Annotated in this window: 16 protein-coding genes; all 16 read left to right on the top strand. The window is 33.2% G+C overall.

The window, feature by feature from the left end; translation table 11 throughout:
• Positions 1-64 precede the first annotated feature (64 nt).
• Complete coding sequence (locus tag C7958_RS11385; protein ID WP_111572805.1) at positions 65-2,389, top strand: pectinesterase family protein; 2,325 nt, start codon at positions 65-67, stop codon at positions 2,387-2,389.
• Between the two features lie 84 nt (positions 2,390-2,473).
• The gene (locus C7958_RS11390; protein ID WP_111572806.1) at positions 2,474-3,283 is read left to right on the top strand and encodes an alpha/beta hydrolase; all 810 of its coding nucleotides are present in this window, start codon (positions 2,474-2,476) and stop codon (positions 3,281-3,283) included.
• Positions 3,284-3,559: 276 nt separating this feature from the next.
• Entirely contained in the window at positions 3,560-7,369 is a 3,810-nt protein-coding gene (locus C7958_RS11395; RefSeq protein ID WP_111572807.1) for a bacterial Ig-like domain-containing protein, read from the top strand.
• A 175-nt stretch (positions 7,370-7,544) separates the two neighbouring features.
• Positions 7,545-8,492, top strand: a complete 948-nt coding sequence (locus C7958_RS11400) for an AEC family transporter (protein WP_111572808.1) — start codon at positions 7,545-7,547, stop codon at positions 8,490-8,492.
• 41 nt (positions 8,493-8,533) lie between these two features.
• Entirely contained in the window at positions 8,534-9,547 is a 1,014-nt protein-coding gene (locus C7958_RS11405) for an SGNH/GDSL hydrolase family protein (RefSeq protein WP_111572809.1), read from the top strand.
• 133 nt (positions 9,548-9,680) lie between these two features.
• A complete protein-coding gene (locus tag C7958_RS11410) occupies positions 9,681-11,057 on the top strand; it encodes a family 4 glycosyl hydrolase (protein WP_111572810.1) in 1,377 nt (458 codons plus the stop codon).
• A gap of 45 nt (positions 11,058-11,102) precedes the next feature.
• Positions 11,103-11,861 (top strand): response regulator transcription factor, encoded by a 759-nt coding sequence (locus tag C7958_RS11415; protein WP_111572811.1) that lies wholly within the window; start codon positions 11,103-11,105, stop codon positions 11,859-11,861.
• Complete coding sequence (locus C7958_RS11420) at positions 11,851-13,623, top strand: sensor histidine kinase (protein WP_111572812.1); 1,773 nt, start codon at positions 11,851-11,853, stop codon at positions 13,621-13,623. The genes C7958_RS11415 and C7958_RS11420 overlap by 11 nt, the downstream gene beginning before the upstream one ends.
• Before the next feature lie 150 nt (positions 13,624-13,773).
• Positions 13,774-15,072, top strand: a complete 1,299-nt coding sequence (locus C7958_RS11425; protein WP_133960293.1) for an ABC transporter substrate-binding protein — start codon at positions 13,774-13,776, stop codon at positions 15,070-15,072.
• 86 nt (positions 15,073-15,158) lie between these two features.
• A complete protein-coding gene (locus tag C7958_RS11430; protein WP_111572814.1) occupies positions 15,159-16,097 on the top strand; it encodes a carbohydrate ABC transporter permease in 939 nt (312 codons plus the stop codon).
• Positions 16,097-16,936, top strand: coding sequence for a carbohydrate ABC transporter permease (locus tag C7958_RS11435; protein WP_111572815.1), 840 nt, complete (start codon positions 16,097-16,099; stop codon positions 16,934-16,936). The genes C7958_RS11430 and C7958_RS11435 overlap by 1 nt, the downstream gene beginning before the upstream one ends.
• 30 nt (positions 16,937-16,966) lie before the next feature.
• The gene (locus tag C7958_RS11440) at positions 16,967-19,015 is read left to right on the top strand and encodes a glycoside hydrolase family 65 (protein WP_111572816.1); all 2,049 of its coding nucleotides are present in this window, start codon (positions 16,967-16,969) and stop codon (positions 19,013-19,015) included.
• Between the two features lie 75 nt (positions 19,016-19,090).
• Positions 19,091-19,972 carry a glycoside hydrolase family 43 protein gene (locus C7958_RS11445; protein ID WP_111572817.1) on the top strand — a complete coding sequence of 294 codons (882 nt, stop codon included), beginning with the start codon at positions 19,091-19,093 and terminating at the stop codon, positions 19,970-19,972.
• 25 nt (positions 19,973-19,997) lie between these two features.
• Complete coding sequence (locus tag C7958_RS11450; RefSeq protein WP_111572818.1) at positions 19,998-20,891, top strand: hypothetical protein; 894 nt, start codon at positions 19,998-20,000, stop codon at positions 20,889-20,891.
• Between the two features lie 375 nt (positions 20,892-21,266).
• Positions 21,267-22,544 carry an ABC transporter substrate-binding protein gene (locus C7958_RS11455; protein ID WP_111572819.1) on the top strand — a complete coding sequence of 426 codons (1,278 nt, stop codon included), beginning with the start codon at positions 21,267-21,269 and terminating at the stop codon, positions 22,542-22,544.
• A 116-nt stretch (positions 22,545-22,660) separates the two neighbouring features.
• Positions 22,661-23,346: carbohydrate ABC transporter permease (locus C7958_RS11460; protein WP_208323120.1), on the top strand; the 686-nt coding region annotated here is incomplete at its 3' end.

Here is a 23,346-nt window from a genome sequence, read left to right on the forward strand (position 1 = left end):
AAAAAATATTACTTTAAACAAAAAAATAATTAAAACTGCTTTATAAAAGAAGGTGAATTTATTAATGGATAAAGAAACCAATAAAGTTTCTGAAATTATCGAGGTAAGTGAAATAAAGGAAGTTGAATTTAAAAATCAAAATTTTAATATTTTAGATTATGGAGCAAAAAAAGGTGGTAGAATAAAAAATACAGAAGCTATAAATGAGGCAATTAGTGCCTGCTCCAGTTCAGGTGGAGGTAGAGTTATTGTTCCATCTGGTTTATACTTAACTGGGCCTATTAACTTTGCTAAAAATGTTAACCTCCATTTAGAAAAAGGAGCTATAATTAAATTTTCGTCTCAATTAGAGAATTATAAAATTGTAGAAAGTGAATTTGAAGGGGAGAAAAATTATCGCTTTCAATCACCAATTTCTGCTAACGGTCTTAAAAACATTGCAATAACTGGCCGGGGCATTATTGATGGTTCTGGGGATCAGTGGAGGCCAGTTAAAAAGTATAAAACGACAGAAAGACAGTGGCAAAAGCTAATCAGCTCTGGAGGAACAGTAGAAGAAACAGCTGAGTGTAAGATCTGGTGGCCTTCCCAAAAAGCTGCTCAAGGTCAGGAATTAGTTCATAATTTATATAAGAAAAGAGAAGCCGGCGGAAAAATACTACCTGAGGCTTACCGGGAGGCAGGAGAATATTTGAGGCCTGTATTATTAAATTTTAAAAAGTGTAAAAATATTTTACTAGAAGGAGTTACCTTTCAAAATTCTCCTGGCTGGAATCTCCATCCTATAATGTCAGAAAATATTATTCTGCGTCAGCTTACTATTCGCAATCCCTGGTACGCTCAAAATGGAGATGGACTAGATCTTGATTCCTGCCAGAATGTACTGGTAGAAGAATGTGATTTTGATGTAGGGGATGATGCAATCTGTCTTAAGTCAGGTAAAAATGAAACAGGAAGAATGAGAAATATGCCAACAGAAAATGTATTCATAAGAAATTGCAAGGTCTACCACGGTCATGGAGGCTTTGTCATTGGTAGTGAAATGTCTTCTGGCATTAAAAACATTTATGTAGAAAACTGTGATTTTATGGGCACAGATATTGGCATTAGATTTAAAAGCACCCGCGGTCGAGGGGGAATTGTTGAAAATATATATCTGAGTCAGATTAAAATGACTAAAATTAAAAATGAGGCTGTTAAGTTTAATCTATTTTATGAATCTAATAAAAAAGAAACAGAACCAAAAGAAGTAACTGTTGAGACACCCCAATTTAAAAATATTTATTTAAAAAATATTAATTGTCTTGAAGCTGATCACGCAATTTATATTAAGGGGCTTCCGGAAATGCCAGTTAGAGACATTAATTTTGAGGATATTAGGATGGCTGCAGCTAAAGGTTTAACAGTCAATTATGCTGAAAATATTGAGTTAAAAAATCTAGATTTAACAGCTAAAAAAGAACATCTGATCCTTACTAATTCCAAAAATATAAAATTAAATAATTATTTATTTGTAGCAGCTGATGGCAGTGGTGATTGTGATACTTTTGCTGAGGCAGTAAATATTCTAGAAGAAAATAATGTTATAAATAAAGTTTATATTAAAAACGGCTGCTATAAAGAAAAAATAGTATTCCCGGAGAGCCTGACTGATATAACTTTTATTGGTGAAGATTCCGAGAATACTATCTTAACTTATAATGATTATGCTCGAAAAATTAAGGATAATGATGAAGAGATGGGAACTTTTGCTTCTGCCTCTATTTTTATTAATGGTGAGCGATTAAAGTTTAGGAATCTGAGTTTTGTTAATACTGCAAAGCCGCGCAATAAGGTGGGACAGGCAGTAGCAGCAAGTATAGGAGGAGACAGGATTTCTTTTTATAACTGCCAATTTAAGGGTAATCAGGATACGCTTTATACAAAAAGTGAAGGCAGCCTATTTTTTGATGACTGCTATCTTGAGGGAGATGTAGATTTTATCTTTGGAGCGGCAACTGCTTATTTTAATAGTTGTGAGATACACAGTACTGGACCGGGTTATATTACAGCCGCCTCAACACCAGAAGCTAAAGAATATGGATATATTTTTAAAAACTGTGCTTTGAGCGCTGATCTGAAAAAGGACAGTGTATTTCTTGGCCGCCCCTGGAGACCATATGGAAGTGCTGTTTTTATTGATTGTTATCTGGGTCAACATATAAGGAGTGAAGGCTGGAATAACTGGCGGGATCCGGAAAAAGAAAAAACAGCCAGATATGCTGAGTATAATAATTATGGTCCTGGAGCAGATGATCGACACAGATCTGACTGGATAGATATTCTGACCGCAGAAGAGGCCAATCACTATAATATCAATAAAGTTTTTACTGATCAGAGCTGGATCTAATATTGTTAGCTGATTTTTTTGTTTTATTGATCCGAGAAAGATTAAGTTTATGTAATTTAAATTATTAAGAAGGGATGTAATTAAATGATTGACATCTGGAATGGTAAAATTCCTGGTTATAAAAAAACAGATGATTTTGCGCCAGCCTTAGAAAAATATTTAATTAAAGATAAAAAGTCCCGGGGGACTATCTTGATTTTTCCTGGAGGAGGATATACACATCGGGCTGACCATGAAGGAGCAGACGTGGCCCGCTTTTTAAATGAAAATGGTTTCAATGCCTTTGTATTACACTATCGGGTAGCTCCCTATAAATTTCCTTATCCTCTACTGGACGCTTTAAGAGCAGTAAAATATATTAAATCAAAATCTGAGCCGTGGCAGCTAAAAAGAGATAAACCGGCTGTGCTGGGGTTTTCAGCTGGTGGTCACCTGGCTTCTATGGTCGGAACAAATAATGATCTATATCGAAATATTTATAAAAAAAAATTAAACGAGAATGGTTTTAAATCTGATCAAATTGAAGCAGAAAGTTCAGAGATCGAAGCTTTAGTTTTATCTTATCCGGTAATTACTGCTGGAGAATTTGCTCATCAGGGATCGGTAGAAAATTTACTGGGAAAATCACCTTCTCAAAAATCATTAAACTTATTTGCAACTGATAAAAATATTTGTGCAGAAACAGCTCCAACTTTTATCTGGCATACTGCAGATGATGCTTCTGTACCGGTGGAAAATACTATTCAATTTAGCAATGCCTTAAGTAACAAAAAAATAGATTTTGAAAGTCATATTTTTCCTAATGGCAGGCATGGACTGGGGCTGGCAGCAGATAATAAATATGTTTCCCGATGGACAGATTTACTTTTAGATTGGTTGGAAGAGAAATTTTAACAGCCAAATAGATAGCAGATTTAATTTTGCTATCTATTTTTTGATTAAATTATATGAAAATTTAAAATAAAATCTAAAAATATGTATGAAATCAATTAGAATCTAAAAATATGTATAGAAAAAATAAATTTTAGTTGATAAAATAAATTCAGAAATATTTATATTGCATAAATTTTTAATATTTTATGGAAAACGTTTAACATAAATCTGGGAGGTGAATGAAAAAAGTATTTTTTTTAAGATGGTATTGTAATTAATTTTAGGAGGGTTATACTAATGAATTTTAAAAGTAGCTTAATTATTATTTACATTTTGTTAATTATGTTTTTGATTGTTCCAGTGACTTCAGCAGAAATGATAAAAGTAGAGAGTGGCTGGGAAGCAAGTGTATTTGGTAATGTTGGTGGGGATAATAAAATAACTGCTGAAAACTTTGCGATTCAGGAGCTTGATGACGGCAGAATAAAAATGATGAGTGCCAATAATAGCGGTAAAATTGAAAGTTCATCAGAAGGAATAGCCTATTATTTTAAAAAGTTAAAACAAGAAGACAATTTTGAAATGACTGTTCAGACAAAAGTTGAATCTTTTGACATGAACAATCAGGTTTCCTTTGGAATAATGCTTAGAGATAAAGTTTTATATAATGAAAATAATAAAAAAGATATCGGCTATGCACTGGCAGTCGGACCCTTAAATGTAACTAAAGATACTCCAACTACAGCTTTTTATAGAACTGCAGAGGGACAAAAGAAGCTGGGAGAACTGGTAAATGGTGCGGTTCCTGCTCCTGAACTCAGCTACCAGGTACAGCTAAAAAAATCAGCAAATACATACTGGCTTAAATTTGGTGAAGAAAAACCGGTAGTAATTGAAGATTTTAATGGTTTTGAAGGAGAAGATCTATTCGCCGGTTTATATACTTCCAGAAACACCACAGTTTATTATAGTGATTTGGAATTTGAAGAGATTAAAGAAGTTGCGGAACTGAAAACTGACACTTCAGATTTTAAAACAGACTATTTATTAGAAGAAGATTTTGAGCTTGAGGGACTGGAAGTTACTGCAGAATTTGCAGATGGCAGCAGTAAAAAGTTGAGCCAGGAAGATTATATAGTAACAGGCTTTGACAGCTCTGAGGCTGGTGAAAATACAATTACAATTCATTATGGTGGCGCTCAAAAAGATCTGGAGCTAAATATAAATGAATTAAGTGCCACAGATTTAGAGATTAAATATTATTCTGCTAAAACAGATTATTATTTAGGAGATAAATTTGATTTTGAAGGACTTACAGTAATAGCAGAGTATAATGACGGCTACAGAAGAGAAACACTTGCAGCAGCTGATTATACAGTTGAAGCTGCAGGAGCAGAAATTACAGAAGCTGATTTTGTCTTTGAAAGCGCAGGGGAAAAGGTGATTTTTGTAATTTATAATGAAAATCCTGAGGTGAGTACTGATTTTACGGTAGATGTCAGTGATGCAGAGCTAAAAGAACTGGAAATCAAAAATAAACCGTCAAAAACTCTATATTTTCCTGGTGAAGAACTAAAATTAGACGGACTTTCTGTTTATGCCAGTTATGCTGATGGAAATTCTATTAGATTGATGAGAGATCAGTATCAGGTTTCAGGTTTCAATAGTGAAACTGCTGGAAATAAAAAGTTAGAAATCGAATATAAAGATCAGAAAACTAAAATGGATTATAGAGTCAAAGAAAAGGAACTGGAAGGTCTAAAAATTGTTAAATATCCTCAAACAACCATTGACTTTGCTGAAGAATTTTTAGCAGAAGGAATTAAAGTTGCTAAAGTCTATGATAATGGTGATCAGGAAATTCTGGATTCTGATGAATTTGAAATAGACAGTTCAAATATTGATAATCAAAAAGAAGGTAAATATAAAGTGAAAATTATTCCAGAATCTGATAATCTAGAGGCCATTGATTTTGAGGTAACAGTCAGAGAGACAAAAGACTACAGCTGGAAAGCAATTAATTTTGGCCAGTCAGCTGCTGCTGATAAAACATTTGTTGAAATAAAAGAAGATGCAGTAGAAATTGCTTCTATTGATGGTGGAGGTAAAGTGGCAACTGATCACGATGGAATCGCCTATTATTACACAGTACTTGATGCTGAAGATAACTTTGAGCTTTCAGCAGCTGTGAAGGTAATTGAATATGCTAAAGATCCTCATGATGGTCAGGAAGCCTTTGGTATCATGGCTCGTGACGCAATTGGTGAAGATGGTGACACCGGTGTATTTGCATCTAATATTGCTGGAGTAGGCGGCTACAGTGGTGGTAGTAAAGATCCAAATGGAACTCAGCTTTTCTATAGAACAGGAGTAGAATCTCCGGACGGAAAGGGAAGTAATGGAAATCAGGGTCTTATGATTGAAGAAGTTAAGCCAACACCAGAAAACACCCATCCAGCTGAGGAATATCGCCTGACTCTGGCAAAGACAAACAGTGGTTATGTTGGCAGCTTAAATGGCGAAAAAGAAGAAATTTTATTTGAGCCAGAATTATTGAAAGTACAAAATGATAAGATCTATCTTGGTTTCTTTGGAGCCAGAATAGGGCATATAGAAGTTAGTAATATTGATTTAAAGGTGTCTAACGCAGAAACTGATGCACCTCAGGTTATACCACCTGCTGAACCAGTTGAACCTGAAATCAATCTCTTATCTTTAACTGAAACCGCTGTTAAAGATTACCAGTTAATCACTGAAGCAAATGTAGCTGGATCATTAACTGTAAAACAGGGGAAAGAAATAATCGCTGCTGATCAAAAAGTAGAGGCAGGAAAAGAGTTTAAATTAATTTCAGAGTTGAAAGCAAATGCTCAAAATGACTTTACTTTAATCTTCTTACCTGATGATACCCAAAAACTGACTGACTATGACCGGATTATAGAAAACTTTACCGTTCAGATGAAGACTTATAGAGATGGTAAAGTTATTTATGTTGCCCCAGAAGGTAGTGCAAATGGAGATGGTGGTCAGGAAAACCCACTTGATCTGGACACAGCAGCAGCTTATTCACAACCGGGACAGAGAATAGTAATGCTTTCCGGTCATTATCTAAGAGATCAAAAATTAGAAATCAAAGAGTATAATGAAGGTACTCCAGAAAATTATAAGTATCTAACTGCAGCAGAGGATGCAGAAGTGGTAATTGACTTTGATAAGAAGACTGAAGGAATTATTCTAAGTGGTGACTACTGGCATATCAAAGGAATTGATGTGACTAATTCGGCAGCTAATGAAAAAGGTATGGTAATCGGTGGAAATCATAATATTGTAGAGAAAAGTAGATTCTATAATAATGGTAATACTGGCCTCCAGATCAGCAGAACCGATATTACAGAAGATGATAAGGATAAATGGCCATCACATAACCTGATTCTAAACTCAACTGCCTATGATAATGTAGATCCATCCAATAATAACGCTGATGGTTTTGCAGCTAAATTGACCTCAGGTGAAGGGAATGTATTTAAAGGCTGTATCGCCCACAATAATATTGATGATGGCTGGGATCTATATACAAAAGTAGGTACCGGAGCAATTGGAAAAGTTGTAATTGAAGATTCCGTTGCTTACAATAATGGTACCCTAACAGATGGTACGGTAGGAAGTGGAGATAAAAATGGATTTAAACTCGGTGGAGAAGGAGTCCATGTTCCTCATTTAATTAAAAACAGTACTGCCTTTGGTAATGGAGCTGTTGGTTTTGCCAGCAATAGTAATCCGGGAGTAAGAGCTGTTAATAATATTTCCTTTAACAATCAGGGTGGAAATATTGTCTTTACAACTTATGATGGCATCAAAGAGGACTTTGTAATTGAAGAATTCGTTTCCTTTGCCACCAAAGAGATTGAAGCTGACAGCTATCCTAAAGCAGAAGCTTCCAATCATAACTTCTTCTATAATGGAGAAAAATCTACTAATATTAATAATGTAGAAATTTCTGAAGCTAATTTTGAGAGTTTAGAAATTGAATTACCTTTGACCAGAAATGAAGATGGAAGTATAATAACAGGAGATTTTTTAGAATTTACTTCCCCAATGTTTAAGTAAAGAAAATATCATAAGTGATAATTATGCAGAAAGGCCCTTTATCCTGGTCTTTCTGCTTTTTTACTCTATATATCAAAAAAAGTAGAAAAAATCTTTTAGATCACAATAAATGTCTTGTTATTCCTCTTTTTTTTAGATAAACTAAAATTAAATACAAATATTTTAGGAGGGACTTATGTTAGATAATTTTATTTTTAGTCTTAGTGTTGCTTTACCGATCTTTTTAGTTATGTTGAGTGGTTTTATTTTGAAGAGAAAAAGTATAATAAAGCAGGATTTTATCAATGCTGCTAATTTTATAGTTTTTTACATAGCTTTACCTTTAAAACTTTTTAATAGTGTTTCTCAGAGTTCGGTTGCTGATAATTTTGATTTAAAGTTTATAATTTTTGCAATTGCTGGAACAACTATTAGTGTAATTATAATCTATATTTATTCAAAATTTGTGGTGAACGAAAAAAGTAAAGTTGGAGCTTTTGTTCATGGGACTTTCAGAGGTAATTTTGTTTATGTTGGATTTTCACTTTTAGAAAATATTACAGGAGCAGTAGGGCCACTTGCTTCCCTGGTAGTTGCTTTTGTGGTACCTATTTATAATATTCTGGCAGTTCTGGTTCTGGTTTTGACTAATCCAGAGAATGAAGCTAAAAATGAATTCAAAAATGCATTAAAAAATATGATTATAAATCCCTTTATTATTTCAATTGGTCTGGGACTAATAGCTTCTTTTGTTAACTTTAGGTTTCCTCCTCTGCTGCAGAATACAGCAGATTATTTTGATGTTCTGGCAACTCCACTGGCCCTTTTAACAATTGGAGCTACATTCCGGGTGGATAAATTATTTGTAGATATCAAGCCAGCGGTTGCTGCAACAATTTTTAAATTAATTATTAATCCGGCAGCCGCAGTTCTGGCAGCTCTCGCTTTTGGTCTGGGAAACAGCGAAATATTTTTAATCTATATTTTATTTGGAGTTCCGACTTCAATTTCTTCTGCTATTATAACAGCAGCTATGGGTGGAGATGAAAATTTGGCAGCTTCGATAGTAATGATGACTACTCTGGGATCAGTTTTTTCATTAACATTATTTGTTTTTCTATTCAGGATATTTTCAATAATCTAATTTACTGGATAATTTAGTTGAGCGTCAGAAAGGGGATAAATTTGAATTTTAAAAATGCTGAGTTATATAATATTGAAGAATTAATAAAAGTTGATGAAAAATATTATAGAATGAGTCGCCTGAATGCTCAAATTAGGGGTGAGATCGCAGAAAGTACTGCTGAAAGATCATTTTATAACTGCGGCTGTGAAATTAGATTTAATCTTAAAGGTGAAAAGGCAGAAATCGCTCTGCTGAGAAAACCCGGAGAGGAAGTGTTGACAACTGGAGCTGCAGAAATATACTATGGTGATTTTCAGGCGTCCTATCAAGAAACTCCCCGTATTCTCAGTAATGAACCGCTGACAATAACTATTAAACAGAAAATAGTAGTAGAGGTTAAAAATACTGCTAAGAATTTAAATAATGTTTTTGCACCTGAGCTGGTGAGAATACTTTTACCTTATGACTGGGATAATTATCTAATAGATATTCGAGGTAATCTTGATCCACCAGCCGCATCACAGGTGCCGGCAAAGAAGATATTAACTTATGGTTCTTCAATCACTCATGGAGGAAGTGCCAATCATCCTGGCGAAAGTTATGCCTTTAAGCTGGCACAGTTATTGGGCTATGACCTGATTAATAAAGGATTTGCTGGTAGTGCAAAAATGGAACCTGCCATGGCTAATTATCTGGCTGAACTTGATTGGGATCTGGCTGTTCTCGAAATGGGAATAAATATTATTGATGATTGGTCGCTGGAAAAGTTTGCAAAAAAAATTGACTATTTCATCGAAGAGATTGCTTTAAAGAATCAGGACAAATGGATTTTTTGTACAGATCTATTCAGAAATAGACGTGATTTTAATGATAATCATAAGAGTAAAGAATTCAGGCGGATTATAAAAAACAAAGTAGAAACTTTAAACTTAAAAAAACTTAAGTATGTATCAGGACTGGAATTACTAACGGATATCCGGGGCTTAAGTGCTGATTTTGTTCATCCGTCCACTTATGGAATGGATCAGATTGCTCATAATTTTTATAAAAAAATAAGGAAAATGATTACTTAGTATAAACTTTTGAAAAAACAGAAAATTGGCTGGCTTGATTGTGTTTTCTTAATAAATTAGGTAGAATTAATAATTGGAATGAATATGAATATTTTGTTTGTTGTTATTAAAAATTATCTGGGGAGATGTAAATATGAAATTTTTAGAAAATAAAGTCAATGATATAAATCTTGCTTATATTGGCGGCGGTTCTCGTGGTTGGGCCTGGAATTTAATGGGAGATTTAGCTCTGGACGAAGAAATTTCTGGAACAGTAAGCTTGTACGATATTGACCACAAGGCAGCAGCAGATAATAAAAAAATTGGCAATCAGCTTTTTAAAAGAGAAGAAGCTAAGTCTGACTGGACATTTGAGGTCTCAGATTCTTTAAAGGATGTACTTAAAGATACTGATTTTGTCATAATTTCTATTTTGCCCGGGACTTTTGAGGAAATGGAGTCAGATGTACATGCTCCTGAAGAATATGGGATCTATCAGTCGGTAGGAGATTCTGTTGGGCCAGGGGGTTTGGTTAGAGCTCTTCGAACTATTCCCATGTATGTTGAGATAGCAGAAGCTATAAAAGAGTTTGCTCCTGAAGCCTGGGTAATCAATTATACCAATCCAATGAGCTTATGTACCAGAACTCTTTATGAGATCTTTCCGGAAATAAAAGCTTTTGGCTGCTGTCACGAAGTTTTTGGGACTCAGGAACTTCTAGCTGAGATGCTGTATGATTTAGAGGGAATAAAAAATATACAAAGAGATGAGATAAAGGTCAATGTTAAAGGGATAAATCATTTTACCTGGCTTGATCAGGCTGCTTACCAGGATAAAGACTTATTTCCACTTTATGAAAAGTTTGTTGATAAATATTATGAAACTGGATTTGGAGAGGAAAATGAAGATTATTTTTCTTCTCAGGAGAGAGTTAAATTTGATTTATTTAAAAGATATGGTTTAATAGCTGCTGCTGGAGATAGGCATCTGGCAGAATTTTGTCCTAAAAACTGGTACCTTAAAAATCCAGATCAGGTAGAGAAGTGGAAGTTTGCTTTAACTCCAGTTAACTGGAGAAAAAATGACAAAGCTGAAAAGTTAGAAAAAAGCAGAGCCTTAATCAAGGGTGAGGAAGAGATTGAATTAAAAGCAAGTGGAGAAGAAGGAATTCGACAGATAAAGGCGATTTTGGGGCTGGAGGAATTTGTAACAAATGTTAACCTTCCCAATCAGGGTCAAATTAAAGGTCTGCCTGAAGGTGCCGTTGTAGAAACAAATGCTTTATTTTCCAGAAACTCTGTTAAACCTGTAACTGCAGGTAAATTACCTGATAATATCCAGGCTTTAATAGAAAGACATGTTTTAAATCAGGAAACAATTTTGAAAGCAGCTCTGAACAAAGACAAACAATTGGCTTTTAGTGCTTTTATTAATGATCCTCTGGTAGATATTGATTTAGAGCAGGCGGAAAAATTATTTAACGAAATGTTAAAAAATACAGAAGAATATCTACCTGGATGGGAAATTTAAGCTTTTGAACTCCAAAAATTATAATTTTTTGAAGGTGATAAATTTATGTATAGATTAATTGTTGTGGATGATGAAAATGAAATCAGACATGCTCTGAGCAATTATATTCCCTGGTCAGAAATGGATTTTAAATTTGTAGATTCTTTTTGTAACGGTAAAAAAGCTTATGAATTTCTGCAGAAAAATGAAATTGATGTTGTTTTATGTGATATAAAAATGCCTGTTATGAACGGGATTGAACTGGCAGAAAGAATATATAAAGATAACTTAGCCTGCAAAGTTGTTTTTTTAAGTGCCCATAAAGAATTTGAATTTGCCCAGAAAGCACTATCTTTTGGCGTAGAAGATTATGTCTTAAAGCCGACTAAGTATGAAGAGTTACTTGATGTTTTTCAAAAAGTAAAAGTTAAATTAAATAATGAATGTAGAAATAATTTAAAAACTGAAAATAAAGAAGTTAAATGTAATGATAATTATAATAAAAAATTAATCAAAAGAATAATAAATTATATAAATAATAATTATCAAAATGCAAACCTTGAGGAAGCAGCAGAAATTGTTCATTTTAGTCCCAGTTATCTGAGTAAATTTTTTAAAGACTGTACTGGAGAAAATTTTTCTGCTTACTTAAATAAAGTAAAAATGGAAAAGGCAAAAGAATATTTACAGAATGTTGACTATCATGTTTATCAGATAAGCGAAAAATTGGGCTACAGTAATCCTAAAAACTTTAGCAGGAGTTTCAAAAAATTTACTGGTCAGACACCCAGCCAGTTTAGAAGAGGAAATAATAATGAAAAATAATAACTTCGAAAAATTTGAAGTCAAGAATTCCAGATTTTTTATTAAAAACTTAGTTATATTTTTAATACCTGTTATTTTACCGGTTTTAATCCTGGGTTTATTTTCTATTTATATTACCCAGGAATATTTGCAGGAAAATATTGATATCCATAATCAAAACTTACTGGTCCAGGCCAAAAGTCAGGTGGAAAATGTATTTAAAGAAACAGAGTCGATTTATCAGAGTTTGATCTCTAATCCAGAAATTAATAATAATTTAAAAAGAATTTTAGAAAGTAGAAATTTGAGTCCTGATGATTACAAATTGATTCGATTTCTGAATAATTCAATAAGTTCCCAGGCCAGGTCGAGAGATTATATTCATTCAATCTATATCTATTATGAAAATAGTCAGGGGACTTTTTTAAGCAGTAATCAGGGTTTGAGTTATCAAAATAGTTTTTTTGATACTTCCTGGAAAAAAGAATATAATAACCGCAAAGAAATTGACCAGAAATGGATGACCTATCGCCGAATATATCCTGAAGGTCATAATAATCCAGCAGAGGAAGTGTTTTCTCTTTACTGGGTCAACAGAAATAGTGGGAGTGTTGAGGGAACAGTGGTCTTAAATATTTATTCAGAATATCTCAAAAATATTCTAGCCAGTTTTGATACTCTGAAAGAACAAAAATTAATTGTAGTTGATAATGAAGATAATCTGCTTTTTTCCAATCAGAGACTTTCCTATTTAGATAAAATGAATACACTCTATAAATTGAGAGTAAATGATGAACAGACTATAATTGATCAGGAAAACTCAGAAATATTTGATTGGAATTATTATTCTATTGTGCCAGAAGATATAATTTATGCTGCTCCGATTGAAATCACTAAAATTTTGATTTTCTTATTGATATTTTTAGTATTCTTAGGTTTATTTGTAAGCTATTATTTAACTAAAAAAAATTATAACAGAATAACTAATATTATCGAGATTATTAATCACGCTGAAGCTGGAGAAGAACTTCCAGAGATTGATGATGATACAGATGATGAGTATGGTTATATTACCAGAGAAATAATAGAAACCTTTATTCAAAATAGTTACCTTAAACTACAGATGTCGGAAAGAAACTACAAGCAAAAAACTCTGGAGTTATTAGCATTACAGTCTCAAATTAATCCGCATTTTTTATATAATACTTTAGAAACAATTTACTGGAAAGTTTTTCAATTTACAGGTTCAACTAATGTTACAACTAAGATGATAGAAAATTTATCTGATATACTTAAATACTCTCTCCATAGTCCGCGTAAAAAGGTGACTATCAACGAAGAGATAAAACATACAAGAAGTTATCTGGAGATCCAGAAAATTAGATTTAATGATAGATTTAAAGTTAAATGGGAGTATGATTCGAGTTTGATAGATAATTTAATTATTAAGTTAATTCTCCAGCCCCTGGTTGAAAATGCAATTCATTATGGTATTTCCGAAAAAAATGAGAATGGAAGTATAAAAATTAAAATTACGGATTCAAAAGTTAAAGATAAAATAAAAATTTCAATAATTGATAGTGGAGTCGGTTTTAATAAGCAGAGATTAATGGAAGTTAAAGCTGCACTTTTAGAAGGGAAAACTGGGGGAGATAATATTGGCCTGCGGAATACAAATAAAAGACTGATCTTAATGTATGGCGAAGAAGCAAGACTTCATATTCGTTCTAAAAAAGATTTTGGAACAGCAGTTTATTTTTATATTCCCCGGGAGAAAAGATAAATTATGATACTGAAAAACAAGAAATGATACTTTTAAGAATATTTAATAAAATCTAAACAAAATAAGATACTGATTCTAAACTCAACCCCCTTCATTGTTTGAATTATTAGTGTTATCATAATATTAACAAAACAAGAAGGGGGATTTATTGTGAAGAAAAAGAGTTTTGTATTATGGGTGACGATTTCGTTGGTATTGATGTTCAGTATTTCTGTAATGGCTCAGACAACAATTAGTGTAGCGTGGTGGGGTTCTCAGGATAGACATAATAGAACATTAGAGGTAATTGAAATGTTTGAGGAAGAATATCCTGATATTAATGTAGAGCCTGAATTTTTAGGTTTTGATGGCTACTGGGAAAAAATGGCTGCTCAGGCAGCAGGGCGTAATTTACCTGATGTAATGCAGCATGGTTATGGTTTGATTCCTCAATACATAGAAGCAGATTTACTTTTAGATTTAGCTCCTTATGTTGAAAGTGGAGAAATCTCAAGGGAATATATTGATGATACCATTGTTTATCAAAATAACGGTTCTGAATCAATGTATGGTGTTAACTTAGGTTATAATGCTATTGGTTTAGTCTATGATCCCGCTATGCTGGAAGAAGCTGGAGTTGAAGATTTCGAACCTGGTTATACTTATCAAGATTTAATGGAAAAATCAAGAAAAATAGCTAATAACACAGATTTTTATGCTAAAAGCAGTTATTTATTACTGGATAATATTGACGGATTCTGTACTTTCTTAAGACAAAATGGAACTGATCTTTATTATGGTGAGGATTTTGCCAGCAAAACTTTTCAGGAAATAGAAGAAATAGGTTATGATGATGATCAGTTATTTGTTAAATTTCATGAGATGGAATTAGAAATGGTAGAAGCAGGTGCTTTTGCTCCTATTGATAGAAGTTCTGAAGTAACTAATGTAGAAGAAGACCTGCTGGCCTCAGGTGAAGCTGCTATGTCAGCAATCTGGAGCAATCAGCTTGTAGCCATGGAAAGAGCAGCAGATAGACCACTAAATTTAACTATTCTACCAAAATATAAGGATCAGGTTGCTGAAGGTTTGTTTTTACAGCCATCTCAGTACTTCTCTGTTGCAAGTAATTCTGAAAATCCAGATGCAGCAGTTAAATTTATTAATTTCTTTGTCGATAATGTAGAAGCTAATAAAGTGCTGATGGGAGAAAGAGGAGTACCAGCTTCTGCTAAAGTTAGAGATGCACTGATACCTCTCTTAGATGATACTACAGCTAAAACTTTTGATTATATTGACTTAGCAGTAGAACATTCCGGTCCAATTGCACCTCCATATCCTGAAGTTCACAATCAGACAATGCAGGAATATGATAATTTAAGAGAAATGATGTTTTATGGTTTAATCACTCCGGAAGAGGCTGCCAGGCAGTTTAGACAAAAAGTAAATCAGATATTAGCTAATAGATAAGATATCAGACACTAAATTTAAATAGCTGTGTTTTTATGACACAGCTATTTAAATTAATTTTTTCTTTGCAAAGGAGTTAAATAATTATGTCTTCATTAACAGAAAAAGCAAAAGATTTATTCAGCAGTAAAAAAATTAAAGAATATGATAATTTAGCAGGATTTATATTTATTTCTCCCTGGCTAATTGGATTTATTGCCTTTACTATAATACCCATGATTTTATCCCTGGGAGTTTCATTTACACGTTATGATGTTATTTCCGCTCCCGAATGGGTAGGTTTAAAAAATTATATAGACATCTTTACAGTGGACAGCACTTTTAGATCATCTATTAAAATTACATTTTTCTATGCTTTTGTTTCAGTCCCTTTAAGATTAGCCTTTGCTTTATTTTTAGCAGTTTTATTTAATCAAAAGCGGAAAATGGTGGGATTATACAGAACATTATTTTACATACCTTCTGTTATTGGTGGAAGTGTTGCAGTAGCAGTAATGTGGAGGCAGTTATTCGGTTCCTCAGGAGCATTAAATTCTCTCTTAAATGCCTTTTTTGGAATGGATATTGCACGCAGCTGGATCAGACATCCTCAATCTGCTCTCTGGACTTTAATTTTTCTTGCTATCTGGCAGTTTGGTTCTCCAATGCTCATTTTCTTAGCCGGGTTAAAGCAAATTCCTGGTTCATTATATGAGGCAGCTTTAATTGATGGAGCAAACTGGTGGCAGAAGTTTTTCAAAATTACTATTCCAATGCTCAGTCCGGTAATCTTATTTAATTTAATAATGCAGATTATAAGTGGGTTTATGATGTTTACTCAGGCCTATATAATAACTGAAGGTGGTCCTTTTGATCAGACTCTTGTTTATGTACTTTATTTGTTTAGAAGAGCTTTTAGTTTTTATGAAATGGGTTATGCCAGTGCTTTAGCCTGGATTTTACTTGTGATAGTTGCAATTATAACAGTGATTATTTTTAAAACTGCCCCCCACTGGGTATATTACGAATCAAAGGGTGAATTTTAATGGAAAAAAGTCAATTGAAAACTATCTTATATCATTTATTGATCGGTATAATTGGAATAGCAATGTTTTATCCTGTACTATGGATGCTTTCCAGTTCATTTAAAGTAGAGGGAACTATCTTTAGAAATGCCCATAATTTAATTCCTGAGGCCTTCACTTTAAGTAATTATGTTTCTGGTTGGGCTGGATTTGGCGGTACACACTTCGGTATATTTTTTAGAAACTCTTTTATTATTACTTTAACTGCTACAGCAGGTCAGATTTTTACTTCGGCTGCAGTTGGCTATGGTTTTGCCCGGATTAAGTTTAGAGGTAAAGCAATTCTATTTGCTCTGGTGATTTCAACTCTGCTTTTACCACAGCAGGTAGTGATGATTCCTCAGTATATTATGTTTAGTTTTATTGGCTGGATTAACTCTTATAAACCATTAATCTTACCAAGATTTTTTGCAATGCCTTTCTTTATCTTCTTAATGTATCAATTTATACAGGGAATACCAAAAGAACTTGATGAAGCAGCAAAAATTGATGGTTGTGGGGTTTATTCAATCTTTTTTAAGATAATTCTTCCCAATATTAAACCGGCTTTAATTACAACCTTTATTTTTCAGTTTTACTGGACCTGGCAGGATTTTTTTGGTCCCCTGCTTTATCTACAATCCGCTAATAAATATCCAGTCTCACTGGGATTAAAGCTCTTTTCTGACCCAAGTACTGTAACTAACTGGGGTGGAATGTTTGCAATGTCAGTTTTATCTTTATTACCGGTTTTAGTTATTTTCATTGTTTTTCAGCGTTATTTAGTGGAAGGAATCAGTACAACAGGTTTAAAAGGATAATAATTATCCACTTAAGAGAGGTAGATTTAAATGATTAATAGATATCAATTAGTAAATAGAAACAACCCTATTTTAAAAAATAAAGATCTAAATTCGCCATTCACTTTAGGAAATGGCGAATTTGCATTTACAGCAGATTTTACCGGTCTTCAAACTTTTTATAAAAGTTATGCAGAAGAAATTCCAATTAATACAATGGCCCAATGGGGATGGCATAGTTTTAACAGTGAAGAAAATTATGATAGAAAAAACTTAAAATTTAAAAATTATAACCGAGGAAATAAAAAAATACCTTACGCTTCAGAAGAAAAGGGACAGGCCGGTTTATTTAATTTTTTGAGAGAGAATCCTCATAAATATAACTTAGCAAGAGTAGGTCTGCATCTGGAAAAAAAGAATGGAGTTAAAGTTGAATTTGAAGACATTGAGCTTAATCAGCAGGAACTTAATTTATGGCAGGGCATTTTAAAGAGTGATTTTGTAGTTGAAGGTGAACAGGTTAATGTGGAAACAATCTGTGATCCGCTGACAGACAGTATTGCAGTTAAAATAGTATCGGACTTAATTATTAAAAAGAGACTGGGAGTAGAAATTGAATTTCCTTATCCGGAGCAGAGCAAAACTGCTTCCAACTGGGAAAACAAAGAAAAACATCAGACAAAATTGATTGAGCAGAATGAAAAGGCCTATAATTTTAATAGATTTATTGACGAGACCAAGTATTTTGTAAATCTATTCAGTTCTAAAAATTTAGAGCTGAAAATTCCTTCTCAACAGCATTATTTATTTAAAAGTAAAAAGAATGAAAACAGCTTAACTTTTGTTATTAATTTTAATGAAAATCAGAATAGAGTTAAGCAAATAAGTTTCAGTGAAGTTAAAGAGCGAAGTATAGAATACTGGCAGGATTATTGGACACAGGGAGGAATAATTGATTTTTCTAAAACTGAAGCTCCAAAAGCAAAGGAATTAGAAAGAAGAATTGTTTTATCACAATATTTAACTGCTGTTCAGTGTTCCGGGACGCTGCCTCCTGCTGAGACGGGTCTGACCTGTAATAGCTGGTATGGTAAATTTCATTTAGAAATGCATTTCTGGCATGCTGCTCATTTTGCTCTCTGGAATAGAGAATCTTTACTGGAAAAATCTCTCTGGTGGTATTATAATATACTTGAGCGAGCAAAAGAACTTGCTTCTTCTCAGGGTTTTAAAGGAGCTCGCTGGCCCAAAATGGTTGGCCCGGAGGGTTATGATAGCCCTTCTTCCATTGGGCCGTTTTTAGTCTGGCAGCAGCCGCATCCAATTATTTATGCTGAATTACTCTATAGAAATAGGCAAAAAAAATCGGTTCTAGAATATTATTATGAGCTAATTGAAGAAAGCATAGAATTTATGGTTTCTTATTTAGAGTTTGATCAGGAAAATGATAGATTCAATTTAGAAGCTCCACTAATTCCAGCTCAGGAAAGTTATGATCCGGAAGCTTGCTTAAATCCTACTTTTGAATTAGAGTACTGGCATACAGCGTTTGTTATTGCTCAAAAATGGAGAAAACGGCTGGGAATGGAAAAAAATAAAAAGTGGGAAGAAATAACCGATAAGTTAGCTGAACTGCCCCACAAAAATAATTTATATTTAGGTCATGAAAAAGCAGAAGACACTTTTGAAAAATATAATATAGATCATCCAAGTATGCTGGGGGCATATGGTTTATTACCGGGCTCGAAAGTAGATAAAGATATCATGAAAAATACATTTGATAAAGTGCTTTCTGACTGGCAGTTTGATCGGGCCTGGGGCTGGGATTTTCCGATGACAGCTATGACAGCAGCAAAACTGGGTGAAAAAGAAAAAGCAGTAGATATTCTTTTAATGGATTCTCCTAAAAACACATATTTATTTAATGGACACAATAGGCAGGGAAGTAAAAAAGATTTACCTCTCTACCTTCCGGGGAATGGAGCTCTGCTTCTAGCAGCAGGAATGATGGCAGCTGGTTGGGATGATTCAGGGCTGGAATCTACTGCTTTTCCAGAAGAATGGCAGGTAGAGTATGAATCAATTAATAAATATTTGTAGACTTGTTGTTTGAGTTAGTTAAAAATATAATTTATTTGGGATAAAAATAAGAAATTAATAGCTGGAGGTTATTTAATGAAAAAAAGAGAAGACGTTTATATTCGTGATCCTTTTATTGTGCCAGTAAAATCAGAAAAATCATATTATATGTTTGGCACAACTGATAAAAACTGCTGGCGAGATCAAATTGCAACTGGCTTTGACTATTATAAAACTACAGATCTGGAAAACTTTGAGGGACCTTTTGAAGCCTTTAGACCGTCAGCAGATTTCTGGGCAAATAAGAACTTCTGGGCTCCGGAAGTACATAAATATCAGGGTGAATTTTATCTATTTGCAACCTTTATTGCAGATGAATATAACAGAGGAACTCAGGTTTTGCATTCCAAACAGATTGAAGGACCATATCAGCCTCATTCAGACAGGGCTCTGACTCCAGCGGCTTGGATGGCTCTTGATGGTACACTTTTTGTAGATCAAAATCAGGATCCCTGGATGGTATTCTGTCATGAATGGGTACAGATTTATGATGGCACAATCTGTGCAGTTAAATTAACTAAGGATTTAAAAGAAACTGCCTCTGAGGTGAAAACTTTGTTTTCTGCTTCCGAAGCTCCCTGGACAGAGAGCATTAAAGAAGTTGATGGTAAGCAGTGCTATGTTACTGATGGACCATTTTTATATAGAACTGAAAATAATAAATTATTAATGATCTGGTCCAGTTTTGTGGAAAATAATATCTATGCAATTGGAGTTTCGCGTTCAGAATCAGGGACAATTATGGGCCCCTGGATTCACGAAGAAAAACCACTTTATGATCAAGATGCAGGTCACGGCATGATTTTTGAAACTTTTGAAAATCAATTAATGCTCACTATTCACACTCCAAATGAAACAGGTAAGGAAAGAGCAATTTTTATTGAGTTGACAGAGAAAAATGATAGATTGATGTTATAAGAATAGAGGCAGAGAAAGGAAGCCAATGAAAATTACTAATGATTTAAATGATTTAAATAATTATTTTTTTGAAAATAAAAAAATAATACTTTTTTTTGTATTGTTTTTTATTTCTATTTTGCTTTTTAATATTTTTATTTACATAGCTGTTGATTCTTTTATTAGAAAAAATGATGAAGAAAATTTATTAAAAAATGTTTCTTTAATAGAATCTTTTCTGGAAGAAAAAAAACAGCAGGTATCCAATTATGCAAAACTTCTGGCCCGATTTCCCGATTTAAAAAATATTAATAATGATAATTTATTAAAAAGAAGGGTTTATAATTTACACAGCAGTTTAAATGTTAAAGGTATTCAGGTTTTTGATAATAATTTAAATCAAATATTCGAGATTGGTGCAGGTTATGAATTAGATAAAAATAGTCAGCTGGCAGAAAGCATAATTAAGGTTGTAAAAGATGGTTATTCGGTGTCTTTTTTTAGTGAAAATGATTCGTTTGATATTCAGATTACTTCCTTTAGTTATATTTATGATGAGTACAGTATTGAAATTGAAGGTCTGGTTTCTATTTCGGAATCGATAAAGAAGGATAGTATCAATAGAATTGCCTATGATATTGATGGAGTTATTAATTTTTATTCTGTAGCTGAGTTGAATCAAAACTTTTTTGCAGATTTTAATAAAGAAAGAAGTATTTCCGGAAAGGCTTATTATTTAAAAGAACAAAAAATTGAGGAAGAAAATTATTTGCTTTCTTATTTACCAGTAAATGATTTTTATAATAATCCTATAGGCTATTATACAATTTTAGTACCTCAAAGCAGCAGAAAAGAACTGATCTATCAACTATCTGTTATTAATTTAGCTTTGTTTTTGTTTTTATTACTTTTATTAGCACTTTATCAAAAAATAAAATAGTTAAAACTAAATAAAAATATCATAAACAAAGAAAAAAGCAAAAAAACCATATTATTTATTTGACAATTCTCAAAATATTAATTATAATAATAATTGTAAAGTGAATTACATTTTAGAGATTAGGAAAATGTTTTCCACTATTTATCAGTATTTGAAGAGATTTTGCATATACTGATAAATTATCTTTAAAGCGCTTTAAAAAGATAATTCACTTTATGATTTCAGATTTAATTAGTAAAAGTTTACAGATAATACATATAATTATATAAGGCTGTATTCATTCATTAAAAAAGAAAGGAGGTAAAAAAAGATTTTTTGGAAACCTATAAGTTTATAAGAAAATTTTAACTTAAAAAACTAGGGAGGTTTTTATTAATGAAAAAGAAAACAGTTTTACTTTCTTTAATTCTGGTCTTTATTATGATCTTTTCTGCTTCTGTATTAGCCCAGGAAGAGGAAGAAATTACACTTAGAATATCCTGGTGGGGTTCTCAGAGCAGACACAATAAAACTTTAGAGGTAATTGAAATGTTTGAAGAACAAAACCCAAATATTAACATTGAGCCTCAGTATACAGGTTGGAGTGGTTACTGGGAACAGATGTCTGCTCAGGCAGCCGGTGGAAATTTACCGGATGTAATGCAGCATGACCGGATGTACTTAACTCAATACATTAATAATGATCGTATTTTATCTTTAACTCCATATGTAGAAAATGGAACTCTTGATATGAGCAATATTGATCAACCAATGGAAGAAGTAGACGGAGAACTTTATGGGGTTACTCTTGGTGTTAATGCTTTTGCAGTTGCTTATCATCAGGATATGTTTGAAGAAGCAGGTTTAGAGGAGCCTTCTCCTGAGTGGACCTGGCAGGATTTTATGGATACATCCAGAACACTTAAGGAAAAATTAGACATTGATTATGGAAGTACCATTCTTCCTGGTGCCCATAGAGATGTATTTGGATTTAGAATCTGGTTACGTCAGCACGGAGCATCTCTTTATAATGAAGATGCAACTGGTTTAGGTTATGAAGACGATCAGTTATTTACAGACTTCTTCGGGATGTATGAACAGTTAAAAGATGAAGGAGTAGTTGCTCCTCCAGAAGTTACTGAAGAAGCAGGACATAATATTGAAATGGATCCTTTTGTTCAGCAGAGATCAGCAATGTCAAGTATGTGGAGTAATCAGGTTGTAGCTGCCAGTTCAGCTGCCGGTAAAAAAGTTGATCTTACTTTAATGCCAAATGCTGAAGGACAGGAACAAAAAGGTATGTTTATTAAGCCTGGTATGTACTTTACAGTTTCCAAAAATAGTGAACATCCTGAAGCTGCAGCTAAATTCATCAATTTCTTTGTTAACGATTTAGAAGCTAATAAAGTTATTGATGCAGGTAGAGGAGTTCCAGTTTCTTCTGAAATAAGAAGTAAGATGGCTCCAGAACTAAATGACATTAATCGAGAACAGTTTGAATATATTGATCTGGCCACAGATCACAGCAGTTCTATTTATGCACCACCACCTAAGAATCACCCACAGGTTAGAGATCTGATGACAGAAACTGTCTTAAGAATTCTTTACGGACAGATGTCCGCTGAAGAAGCTGCCGAAAGCTTTAGAAGTCAGGCAGAAAACTTCTTAAATTAATAAAATAGTTTAGTAATAAGAATCAGTTTAATTAGAGGTCGTCAGTTACAAACTGTCGGCCTCTAATTTTACAAAAATTTTAAAGTTTTTTAAATTGACAGAGGGGATGATTTTAATTGAGAAATTATGTAAATGAAAGGACAACTTTAGCCGGATATGTATTTATCAGTCCCTGGTTAATCGGTTTTGTTGCTTTTATGTTAGTTCCAATATTTATGTCCTTATATTATTCTTTTACCAGTTACGATCTTATCAGTCAGGCTGCATTTGTGGGGCTGGAAAATTACAAAGATATTTTTATGAATGATGCTCGTTTTTTAAATTCTTTAAAGGTAACCTTTATTTATACCTTTACCGCTTTACCTTTGAGATTGGGCTTTGCACTACTTTTAGCAGTTTTATTTAATCAGGGGAGAAAATTTGTAGGATTTTATAGAACCTTATTTTATGTACCTTCTTTAATTGGAGGGAGTGTTGCAATTTCTGTAGTCTGGAGACAATTATTTGGTTACAGTGGAGCAATGAATGATTTATTAATGGGGGTAGGGATTTTAGAATCACCAATAGGCTTTATTGGTAACCCACAAACCTCATTATGGACGCTTGTTTTACTTGCTGCCTGGCAGTTTGGTTCGCCGATGCTCATTTTCCTTGCTGGTTTAAAGCAGATTCCGATTAGATTATACGAATCAGCAGCAATTGATGGAGCCAGCTGGTGGCAGAAGTTTTTTCATATTACTATCCCGATGCTGACACCGGTTATATTTTTTAATGTTGTAATGCAGACAATTCGTTTATTTAT

Origin of the sequence: Halanaerobium saccharolyticum (assembly GCF_003259895.1) — a bacterium.
GTDB classification, from domain to species: Bacteria; Bacillota; Halanaerobiia; order Halanaerobiales; family Halanaerobiaceae; genus Halanaerobium; species Halanaerobium saccharolyticum_A.

Bases quoted from the DNA above. Each gene is read 5' to 3' on its own strand.
- C7958_RS11415 (WP_111572811.1), top strand. From the start codon at position 11,103: ATGTATAGATTAATTGTTGTGGATGATGAAAATGAAATCAGACATGCT.
- C7958_RS11435 (WP_111572815.1), top strand. From the start codon at position 16,097: ATGGAAAAAAGTCAATTGAAAACTATCTTATATCATTTATTGATCGGT.
- C7958_RS11450 (WP_111572818.1), top strand. From the start codon at position 19,998: ATGAAAATTACTAATGATTTAAATGATTTAAATAATTATTTTTTTGAA.
- C7958_RS11390 (WP_111572806.1), top strand. From the start codon at position 2,474: ATGATTGACATCTGGAATGGTAAAATTCCTGGTTATAAAAAAACAGAT.
- C7958_RS11455 (WP_111572819.1), top strand. From the start codon at position 21,267: ATGAAAAAGAAAACAGTTTTACTTTCTTTAATTCTGGTCTTTATTATG.
- C7958_RS11420 (WP_111572812.1), top strand. From the start codon at position 11,851: ATGAAAAATAATAACTTCGAAAAATTTGAAGTCAAGAATTCCAGATTT.
- C7958_RS11385 (WP_111572805.1), top strand. From the start codon at position 65: ATGGATAAAGAAACCAATAAAGTTTCTGAAATTATCGAGGTAAGTGAA.
- C7958_RS11430 (WP_111572814.1), top strand. From the start codon at position 15,159: ATGTCTTCATTAACAGAAAAAGCAAAAGATTTATTCAGCAGTAAAAAA.
- C7958_RS11395 (WP_111572807.1), top strand. From the start codon at position 3,560: ATGAATTTTAAAAGTAGCTTAATTATTATTTACATTTTGTTAATTATG.
- C7958_RS11400 (WP_111572808.1), top strand. From the start codon at position 7,545: ATGTTAGATAATTTTATTTTTAGTCTTAGTGTTGCTTTACCGATCTTT.
- C7958_RS11410 (WP_111572810.1), top strand. From the start codon at position 9,681: ATGAAATTTTTAGAAAATAAAGTCAATGATATAAATCTTGCTTATATT.
- C7958_RS11445 (WP_111572817.1), top strand. From the start codon at position 19,091: ATGAAAAAAAGAGAAGACGTTTATATTCGTGATCCTTTTATTGTGCCA.
- C7958_RS11440 (WP_111572816.1), top strand. From the start codon at position 16,967: ATGATTAATAGATATCAATTAGTAAATAGAAACAACCCTATTTTAAAA.